At 55.3% G+C, this 9,220-nt stretch carries 12 protein-coding genes; all 12 read left to right on the top strand.

Annotated features, from left to right (window positions below):
* Positions 1-217: 217 nt before the first annotated feature.
* The 12 genes from IPH59_12150 (at position 218) to IPH59_12095 (ending at position 9,208) form a co-directional block, all read left to right on the top strand.
* On the top strand, positions 218-439 hold the full coding sequence (locus IPH59_12150; protein ID MBK7092451.1) for a hypothetical protein: 222 nt from the start codon (positions 218-220) through the stop codon (positions 437-439).
* Positions 440-837: 398 nt separating this feature from the next.
* Positions 838-1,614 (top strand): hypothetical protein, encoded by a 777-nt coding sequence (locus IPH59_12145; protein MBK7092450.1) that lies wholly within the window; start codon positions 838-840, stop codon positions 1,612-1,614.
* Positions 1,604-2,077 carry a DNA cytosine methyltransferase gene (locus IPH59_12140; GenBank protein ID MBK7092449.1) on the top strand — a complete coding sequence of 158 codons (474 nt, stop codon included), beginning with the start codon at positions 1,604-1,606 and terminating at the stop codon, positions 2,075-2,077. The genes IPH59_12145 and IPH59_12140 overlap by 11 nt, the downstream gene beginning before the upstream one ends.
* A 99-nt stretch (positions 2,078-2,176) precedes the next feature.
* The gene (locus IPH59_12135) at positions 2,177-2,632 is read left to right on the top strand and encodes a hypothetical protein (protein ID MBK7092448.1); all 456 of its coding nucleotides are present in this window, start codon (positions 2,177-2,179) and stop codon (positions 2,630-2,632) included.
* 89 nt (positions 2,633-2,721) lie between these two features.
* Entirely contained in the window at positions 2,722-2,928 is a 207-nt protein-coding gene (locus tag IPH59_12130) for a hypothetical protein (protein ID MBK7092447.1), read from the top strand.
* Entirely contained in the window at positions 2,928-3,167 is a 240-nt protein-coding gene (locus IPH59_12125; GenBank protein ID MBK7092446.1) for a hypothetical protein, read from the top strand. Before IPH59_12130 ends, IPH59_12125 begins: the two co-directional genes overlap by 1 nt.
* 70 nt (positions 3,168-3,237) lie before the next feature.
* A complete protein-coding gene (locus IPH59_12120; GenBank protein MBK7092445.1) occupies positions 3,238-4,020 on the top strand; it encodes a hypothetical protein in 783 nt (260 codons plus the stop codon).
* Positions 4,021-4,426: 406 nt separating this feature from the next.
* Positions 4,427-4,864, top strand: a complete 438-nt coding sequence (locus IPH59_12115) for an endonuclease VII domain-containing protein (protein ID MBK7092444.1) — start codon at positions 4,427-4,429, stop codon at positions 4,862-4,864.
* Positions 4,865-5,012: 148 nt separating this feature from the next.
* Entirely contained in the window at positions 5,013-5,186 is a 174-nt protein-coding gene (locus tag IPH59_12110) for a hypothetical protein (GenBank protein MBK7092443.1), read from the top strand.
* A 17-nt stretch (positions 5,187-5,203) separates the two neighbouring features.
* Positions 5,204-7,261, top strand: coding sequence for a hypothetical protein (locus tag IPH59_12105; GenBank protein MBK7092442.1), 2,058 nt, complete (start codon positions 5,204-5,206; stop codon positions 7,259-7,261).
* Positions 7,258-7,476, top strand: a complete 219-nt coding sequence (locus IPH59_12100) for a hypothetical protein (protein ID MBK7092441.1) — start codon at positions 7,258-7,260, stop codon at positions 7,474-7,476. The genes IPH59_12105 and IPH59_12100 overlap by 4 nt, the downstream gene beginning before the upstream one ends.
* A 637-nt stretch (positions 7,477-8,113) precedes the next feature.
* The gene (locus IPH59_12095) at positions 8,114-9,208 is read left to right on the top strand and encodes a bifunctional DNA primase/polymerase (protein MBK7092440.1); all 1,095 of its coding nucleotides are present in this window, start codon (positions 8,114-8,116) and stop codon (positions 9,206-9,208) included.
* Positions 9,209-9,220 lie beyond the last annotated feature (12 nt).

Below are 9,220 nucleotides of genomic sequence, written 5' to 3'. Positions count from 1 at the left end.
GAAATCTCCTAGCTGGATCAATAAGTTTGCCACTGGGGCGCTCAAAAACCCCTCGGTTGATTCCCTGCTGGCTCTGGAGAGGGCGCTGGACCAGCTCGCGCCAGCCAAGGCCGCGTAGGCTAATGATTACCTCCTCTAGCGTCCCCACGGACGCCTTGCCGGTTCATCCCCTGAACCGGCTTTTTTATTAATACCCACCCACCAACTCGGAAAACAAATGACTGAGCAATTTTTTGTTAAAGAGCCATCGTCCACCTACAGATTTTCGCCAGCCGCCGAGGCCGCTATCCAGAAGTGGTGGCCGGAGAATCTTACCCAGGCGCAATTCCCGGAGGCGATGATTCATTTGCAGGCGGACCTGATCCGCATTCATGCGCCAAATATGAGCCCGGAGGATCGCGCTCGCGCTCGCGAAACGCTAGCGCGGTTGGGGTGCTGACATGAGCCTGTCGCAAGTGATTCGCCTTGAGCCTGGCGAAGTGATTGGCAATGCCACCATCATCCGGCTTTACGACGACGCCTCCAACTACTCAAGGCGTCTGTACGAGGCGCTGATGGCGTGCTGCGGACGGATAGTGATCCGTAGCCAGAAGCAATTGCGCGCCGATATGCGAACGGGCGTGACGCTGTGTGCCTCCTGTGCGGCGAAGGCTAGACGTTTGCAGCAAGACCCCGTTCCGCGTGGCATTCCGGTGGCGATTGGGGAAGTCATCGGGCCGATTACGGTCATCGCCGCTGGCTCGTCACCGCTCCACAAGCTCATCCATTGGGCCTGTTGCGGCAAGGATGAAGATGTGACGCACGAGCGTCTGCACAAGCTGCGCGCTGACGCCCGGCGTGGGAAAACTCATAACCAATGCTGGTCCTGCTACACCAAGGGGCGCCATGGCGTCAGACGGCGCCCGCAGCCGCCCACCATCGAGATCCTCCCCCCCGGCATCCTCTCCGCTGCCGTGGCCTGGCCGCGGCCGCGGATGGGGGCTTGACATGGCCGCCAAAGGCAAGCCGCTCCAGGTAGGTGACACGTTCGCCTGCTACACGATCCTCGCCGTTCTCTCCGACGCGCCCAAGAGCAACTATCGCCGCTATCTAGCCAAGGCGGAATGCTGCGGGCGGGAAATCGAGCGTAACGAACTCGTCTTTAAGAAGGCGCAGAAGGCGGGCGCGACCCGCTGCCATCGCTGCGCCCAGCGCGCCGCCAATCCGGCGAAGCGGGCTGATTATGCCATCGGTGAGCAATTCGGACCCGTGCGCATCCTGGGGCGTGGCGAGTCTTTCAGGATGTGGCGCGTCGTCTGGGAGTGCTGCGGCAAAGAGTCAGAGTTAGCACAGCACTATCTGAGTGTCCTGCGAGTGCGCGAAGCCCAGGGTCGCACGGCAGTTTGTCTCCCGTGTTCGATTCAGCGGTCCCGGCTGTTGCCTCAGGATCGTCCTCCCCGTCCGTCCAGAAGCAAAGCGGCACTGGCGGCATCTCGCGGATTGGGCGCGCCAATTCGCCAGCCAAGAACACTCATTAAGCCCCTGGTGACGCCGATAGCGGCGGAGTTGCCCACGGGCATTGTCTCGGCGGCTATCGCCTGGCCGCGTCCGGGGAGAGTGCAATGTGGCACTTAGCGCCCTCCATCTTTTTGCAGGAGCGGGCGGAGGCGTCCTCTCCGACATCCTGCTCGGACACCGGACAGTCGGCGCCGTCGAAATCGAAGAGTACCCAAGACGGGTCTTGCTGGAGCGGCAGTCTGACGGATGCCTACCTCCGTTTCCTGTCTGGGACGATGTGCGTACGTTTTCAATCGACAATCCCGACACTCGAAGCTACATCGAATGGCTCATTGAGCGGCGCGATTCCCTGGTTGTCTCAGGTGGATTTCCCTGTCAAGACGTATCCGTCGCCGGCAAAGGGGCCGGAATCACAGGCGAGCGATCAGGACTCTGGAAAGAATTTGCCCGGATTATTGGCGAAATACGACCCCGCTACGCATTCATTGAAAACAGCCCAGCTCTCGTTACTCGGGGACTCGATACCGTCCTCAGTGACCTTGCCGCGCTCGGGATGGATGCGGTCTGGGAGGTTCCGTAGCCCCGGTGCTCCGCATCGCCGGGCTGGTGCTACCCCATGGCGAAGAGGATCGGGCAAGCATCTGGGGAGACCGCTAATTGGCGGACTCCCACAGTGGGGATGCTCAATGCGGATCGGGCCAAAGACCCGGAATACGCGAACCGCAAACGGGCCAAGGGCCAAACGATCACGCTGGCGGATCAGGTCAAGTGGCCCACGCCAACAGTCTGCGGCAACAACAACCGCAAGGGATTAAGCCCAAACAGCGGGGACGGGCTGGCGATGGCAGTCTTCCAATGCGCCACGCCTACGGCGAGGGACTGGAAATCGGGCAAAGCCAGTCAGGCAACGATGGAGCGCAACAGCCGGCCGCTATCGGAGCAGATAGGCGGGAGCCTCAATCCGGTTTGGGTGTGTTGGCTGATGAACTTCCCCCTCAACTGGTTCCAGGCTGGTGGGATATCGAGCCCGATGTCGGACGAATCGCTACCGGCGTCAAAAACCGGGTTGGCCAACTCAAGGCCCTTGGCAATGCCCAAGTCCCCCTGCAAGCCGCCATCGCCTGGAGAATTCTAAGTGACGCAATTTCTCGTTGATCTGGCGAGCGTGGCCGTCATCGTGGGCGTGTGCATCGCCATGGGTGTCGTTGCCGTGTGGTTTTTGAAATGAGTGACGAAATCGACACGCTGTCCGAAATGGAAGAGCGCGAGGCGGCCCGCTTTGCGGCGGCTTTGAAATTTCAGCGCGAGCGGCCCTTGCCGACGAGCAACTTTTGCACAGACTGCGGCGAAATTCTGGATCACCACCGCCGTCAATTTGCCCTCTGTTTTTACTGCGCCTCAAAACGCGAAGCGCGGATGAACTGGCGATGATGCAAAGCCGGAAGGAATCGCTGATCGAATCGCTGATGAATATCGGCATTGGCTATCTGGTGGCGCTCTTATCCCAATTAGCGATCTTTCCGCTATTCGGAATCAATGTGCCACTCAGTACCAATCTCTGGATTGGCGCCTGGTTTACGGCCATTAGCCTAGCCAGAAGCTACGCCATAAGGAGATGGTTCAATTCCCGACTTCACCAGGCCGCGCAACGGCTGGCGGGGTCAGTTTGACAAGCCCCGGCGCCCTGCCGTCAACAGGGACCGGGAATCACCCACTAGCACTAAATAGGAGTGCGAGCGCATGACACCGCAAATATACCAGCAAACGCAACTGGATCACTACTTTTCAATGATAAGACGCAAGGCCCGGCGGGCGGTCCCGCGAGGACTGGCCAAGGTTCCGGCTTTGAACGAGGCCATGTTCAGCTATCAGGCGGATGTTACCGATTACCTGATAAGAGTCGGGTGCGGGGCTGGCTTCCTGGATACGGGCATGGGCAAGGCCCTGATTGGGCTGGAATGGGGGCGCGTGATTGGCGAGGCAACCAACAAGCCAGTCCTGATGCTGGCGCCCTTGGCGGTTGGCCCCCAACACGCTCGGGAGGCGGCCAGGTTCGGCATTGATGCGGCTTATGTCCGGGAGGCCAGCAAGGCCAAGACGCCAATCGTAATTACGAACTATGAGCGGATGCATCTGTTTGACCCGGATATGTTCGGCGGCTTGGTATGCGACGAATCTTCAATAGTTAAATCTTTCGGAGGCAAGACGAGCAAAAACTTGATGGCCTTTGCCGAGCGCATTCCCTACGTCTTGGCCCTGACGGCAACCCCGGCGCCCAATGACCATATGGAACTTGGCCAGCATTCGCAACTACTCCGGGTCATGGCCAGCAATGAAATGCTGGCCAGATGGTTCGTCGCGGACCAGCGCAAATGGGGCGCTATCGCCTCAAGCATCATGGCGTGGCGGATTTTTGGTCATGGGTGGCGTCTTGGGCGCGGATGGCCGCCCGGCCTTCCGATCTCGGCTATTCCGATGTGGGCTTTGAGCGCCCTGGCCATCAAGTTGATCTTCACTATGTAGATGCGGATTTAAGAGCGGGCGCGGAATATCACGAGCTATTTCGGCATGTGGATACAAGTGCCACAGCTATTCATAAAGAAAAAAGAATTACCGCTAAAGCCCGCGCCGAACGAATTGCCGAAATTGTCAAGGCAGACCCTAACGAGGCATGGCTTGTATGGTGTGATACCGATTACGAAGCTGACGCTCTCTCGTTAGTTTTACCGGAAGCCGTTGAAGTCAGGGGTTCTGACTCAAGCGATTACAAAGAAGCCGCCGCAATGTGGTTTTGCGGCATAGATGGTGAATGCACATGTGGAAACCAGAGTACGCAGAAAATCGCAAGCGAAAATTACAAGCCCTCGCAGATGCAGGTAATCCAACAATCCTTAAACCTAGCAGAACCCCAGAAGAAAATAAAGAATACATGCGCATCTACTACCAAAACAACAAGGATAAGTTTGTTAGGACCGAGGAGCAAAATAATCTGCGAAACGAGTACAGAAGAAAGCGATACGCAGAGTCCTCAGAGTTGCGAGAAAAAGCCAGAGAGCAAGCCAATGGTTGGCGAAAAAGAAACCCAGAAAAGCGACTCGCTAATGTACTCAAGACTTTTGGGATCACCGTCGAACAGTACTATGCAATGCACGAGTCTCAAAATGGAGTCTGTGCAATCTGCGGAGGAAACAGCAGTAGCGGAAGATTGCGAGTCGATCATTGTCATTCAACAGGAAAAGTCAGGGGACTACTCTGCGACTCATGCAATCTCGGGCTCGGAAAACTTGGCGATACGGCGAAGTCTCTCGAAAAAGCTTTGTTATACCTGCGAGCTGCAGAAGAACAAGTCGAAAATACTGATAACTAAAGCCTCGATTTTTGGGTTCGGATTAAATTTCCAACATTGCGCCCGTGTAGCGTTTTGCGGTCTTTCATTCTCCTATGAGCAATACTACCAGGCCATTCGTCGGTGTGATCGTTTCGGCCAAACGCGCAAGGTTCAGGTGCATGTGGCCTTGGCGGAAACGGAATCCGTCATCTGGAACACCATCCAGCGCAAGGCCCGCGACCACGAGATTATGAAGGAAGCGATGACTGCCGCTATGAGGCGCGAAGTGGCCAAGCGCGAAACGAAAACATCCTATATCCCACGTCAAGTCGCTCGCCTGCCGCACTGGCTGGCCGCCTAACTTCAGAGAAAGACACCATGAAAACTATTAACGCTGCTTTGAACTCCCCGCTCACGGTCCTGGATCAAGTCCATGGCGAGAACTGGTCCGCCTATTATGGCGATTGCCTGGCCTTGGCTACCCAGATCCCGGACAACTCGATTGATATCACGGTTTATAGCCCGCCGTTTTCCAGCCTATACATCTATTCCGAGTCGGAAGCGGATATGGGTAATACGGAAAACGACGACGAATTTCTTGAGCAATACAGTTTTTTGGTCAAGGAAAAACTCCGGGCCACCCGTCCTGGCCGGCTGTCCTGCGTCCATATCAAGGACATGGTTTATTACCAGGGATCATCGGTGGATGGGGCCTCGGGGATTCGGCCCTTGTCGGATCGCATTACCGAAGCCCATCTCAAGGCCGGCTGGAACCTGCAATGCCGTATCACCATCTGGCGCGATCCGGTCCTGGAGCGCAGCAAGACCAATGCCCATGGCTTGCTCTACAAGACCTTCCGGGGCGATGCCTCATTTTGCCGGGTGGGGATGCCCGAGTATCTGCTGGTATTCCGCAAGTGGCCGAAGACCGATGAGGAAGTGGCTTTGCAAAGGCCAGTTGTTCATCACAAGGATGATTTTCAATTGCCCATCTGGCAAGAACTGGCCTCGCCTATCTGGCCAGCGGCGGCGACGTGCTGGAATTATGGCGGGCCGATCAAGACCGAGTTTGATGCCTCGGGCTATCTACGGGCCACATCGACGGGCGGGCAATCGGGCGGCGGGGATATGGATCTTAAGGCCACGGACACCCTGAATGTCCAGCAATCCAGAGATCCCAACGCGGAGAAGCATTTATGTCTAGCATCTGGATCAAGCGTCCTTACTCAATCTGGATTTAAGCCAATTGAATTAGTTGATGTTGGCGATTCAGTATTAACCCATAAAGGAAGATGGCGCCCAGTAATAGCAAAGATTAATACTGGGGTAAAGCCAACTATCAGACTTAAAGCCAAAGGTGTTCCTGATTTATGGCTGACACCAGATCATGAGGTTTGGGGAAGAAAAGTACCACAAGGAGGAGTACCAAATGCAGTCTATGCTAGAAAAAGAGCCAAAAAAACAGTCCCGGCATGGGAACAAGCGCAGTTTATGTTAGGAAGCTATGTAAACCTAAAGCTCCCTAAAATCAAAGATACTAGGTTATATAGTAACGATGATTTATGGATAGCCGGAAGATGGCTTGGTGATGGCCATTTTGGAGGAAGAGATGAGTTAATACTAAGCTGCGGTCATCATGAAACCAAGGAATTAATAAAAAAACTTGGCAAAAGGCTTGGTTTTGTCAATGACACAAATACCGCAGCACAAATAAGAATAAAAGACCTTGGCGGGAAAATCAGGGAAATTATAGGAAACGTGTGCAGGGGTGCTAGTAATAAACAATTCCCTACTTTTGCGTTTTCTTTGCCTGTAGATCAAGCAAAATCATTGCTTGATGGATATCTATCGGCAGATGGAAGCTTTAACGAAGCCAGGAATAGAATTAGCGCAACCAGCATATCAAAAAATCTATTGCTTGGCGCCGCCCTGTTGATTCAACGAGTTTACGGTGTATCAGCTTCGGTATTTCCTGGAAGACCTGAAAGAGAGTCAGTAATACAAGGACGATCAGTACACTGCAAGCAGGATTGGTCTTTGTCCGCCTATCTAACCAAAGAAGGCCAAAGGATAAAGCCATTCTTGCTAGATGATGGAGCATGGAAAAAGGTGTCAAATATTGACAGCACCGAAGATAGGGAAACTTGGTGCCTTAAAGTTGCGGAAGATGAAAGCTTTACCGCTGAAGGCTGCATTGTCCACAACTGCCCAATGCCGCTGAACATCACCAATCGCGCCATCGTCCTGTGGACCAATCCGGGCGATGTCCTGTGGACACCCTTCGGAGGCATTGGGTCGGAAGGCGTCCAGGCGCTACGGATGGGACGCAAGGTGATTCTGACGGAACTCAATCCGACGTACTTTAGGGCCGCCGTTGGGCATCTGACGAGTGCGGCAGGCGAAGGGCAACAGCAGGACATCTTCGCCGCGCTATGAATGAGTCAAGACAGCAACAAACAAGAGCCGTCACCGGCCATCGCCTCGGGGCCTGGCATGGTAAGGCCAAGCACTCTACCGAGACCGTGCGGGCGGCTCTGGCGCTTCGTGAGCAAGGCTTGAGCTATCCCAAGATCGGTAAGCAGATTGGCGTATCAGAATGGACGGTGGCGGATTGGTGCCAGGGGAAAACACGCTGGGTTGACGGCTTTTAGATAAACCACAGGGCCGCGCACGGGCGCGGCTTTTCTTTGGGCGCCAGGGGGATAATTGCAAAAGGATATGATTGAGGGAGCATACGTTGACAACAGCCCGAAGCCGCAGAAAATCTTACCACGTCTCGCACAAGCATCCTTTAGGCCAAAGTTTGGCACGTCCTAGTGGTTGAATTTCGGTATCTACCATCTGCGGCTAGGGTCCTTGGTAGGGTTACTGCGGAAACACCCAGTTCCCGAGCAAGCCAAGTTGTGCGAACGCAAATCCCGCTCAGATAACCATGGCTTGCAGCAAAGGCCCAGACGAAAGCCCACCCAAGCTACGGCGAGGCGCTTATCCAAGTGCGAAAACGAAAAATCCAAGAACGAAGCGCGCGATTAAGAGCCGAGATGGCGAAAATCATTGAGGCGTTTCTTGAGGACAGGGCATGCCCACTCCGGAATATATCGCCATCGTACTAACCGATTGCCGGGGCAACAACAAAAGACAACCCGCGCCAAGGAGGCGCGGCAGTGATATTCGCCTCGCGTGATCCTGGTTCTCTCGCTGGCGCGGATCCCGCCGTGGCAGAGGACCTAGGCGCCGAACTCTACATCGCCCTCGTTATGTCTTTCCGGACCTATCCTGGTCCGGGCCTTGCAATATGCGGCTCGGCTGGTGCTTTCCGTATGGGCGCTAAGGATTGCAAGCCGCAATGGGTTTTGCAAAAGCCCTGGCAAGCATCCGATTGGCGCCTTGGTGAACAAGGGCATGGATGACGCCACCATTGATCCCGCTATCATCCGCCGCTGGTGGAGCGCGATGCCAGATGCTGGGATCGGGATCAATCTCGGGCGATCTGAGCTCGTCTGTATCGACCAAGACCCGCGCAATGGTTCTATCTGGACCATGGAAATACTCCAAATGCAGCATGGCGAACTTGAGTCTGAAGTATTCGCCTGGACTCAAGGCGGTGGCACTCATCACGTTTTTACCTTGCCATCAGGCATCCCAACCAACCTGCCTGGCAGGTTGGGCGACGGCGTGGATGTCAAGCGCAATGGCTATATCGTGGTGGAACCCACCATGGGGCCATTGGGCGCCTATACCTGGGATGAAGAGAGCAACCCGCTCAAGGGCGCCTACCCTTCCCCCCTTCCCGATTGGATACGCAATCTGGCCGCCCCGCCAGTCTCTACGGCTGTTGCTTCGGTCGCTTCCCGCTATGCCACCCAAAGCCAGCTTGATGAGCTACGCGATGCCTTGTCCTACCTGGACTCGGATGATCGGGACCGCTGGGTAAAGTTTGGGATGGCCTTGCGACCATTGGGCGCTGAAGGCTGGAAACTCTGGGATGACTGGTCGAAAAAGTCTGATAAGTATTCTGGCCAGGATGCTAACAAAACATGGACAAGTTTTAAACCAGTTGGCGCGGTTAACTTTGAAACGATTTTTATGCAGCGGGTCAGGCGGGTTGGATTAATCCGCTGGCCATCGGTGCGGAAGCATTTACGCCTGATCCAGAGCGGGTCGCCATCTTGCTGGAGGAAGTCAGGGCACCAACACCAGAGCCTAGCATCATCCGTCAAGACGCCATTATCCCGATTCCCCTCTTGCAAGAGATCGCTGATTGGATCGGGGGCCTGTACGAATCACCAACACATGATATTTCCCAGGCGGCGGCCCTGGCACTGGCATCCGTTACTGGGGGCCGGATTTACCGCAGTACCTCAGCTAACTGGTCTTCTATGATGTATGTCGTCT

The sequence above is a fragment of the bacterium genome (genome assembly GCA_016708315.1).
Taxonomy (GTDB): Bacteria; Zixibacteria; MSB-5A5; order CAIYYT01; family CAIYYT01; genus JADJGC01.
Note: the sequence above shows the minus strand (reverse complement) of the source record. Positions and strands in the feature narration are given on the sequence as shown.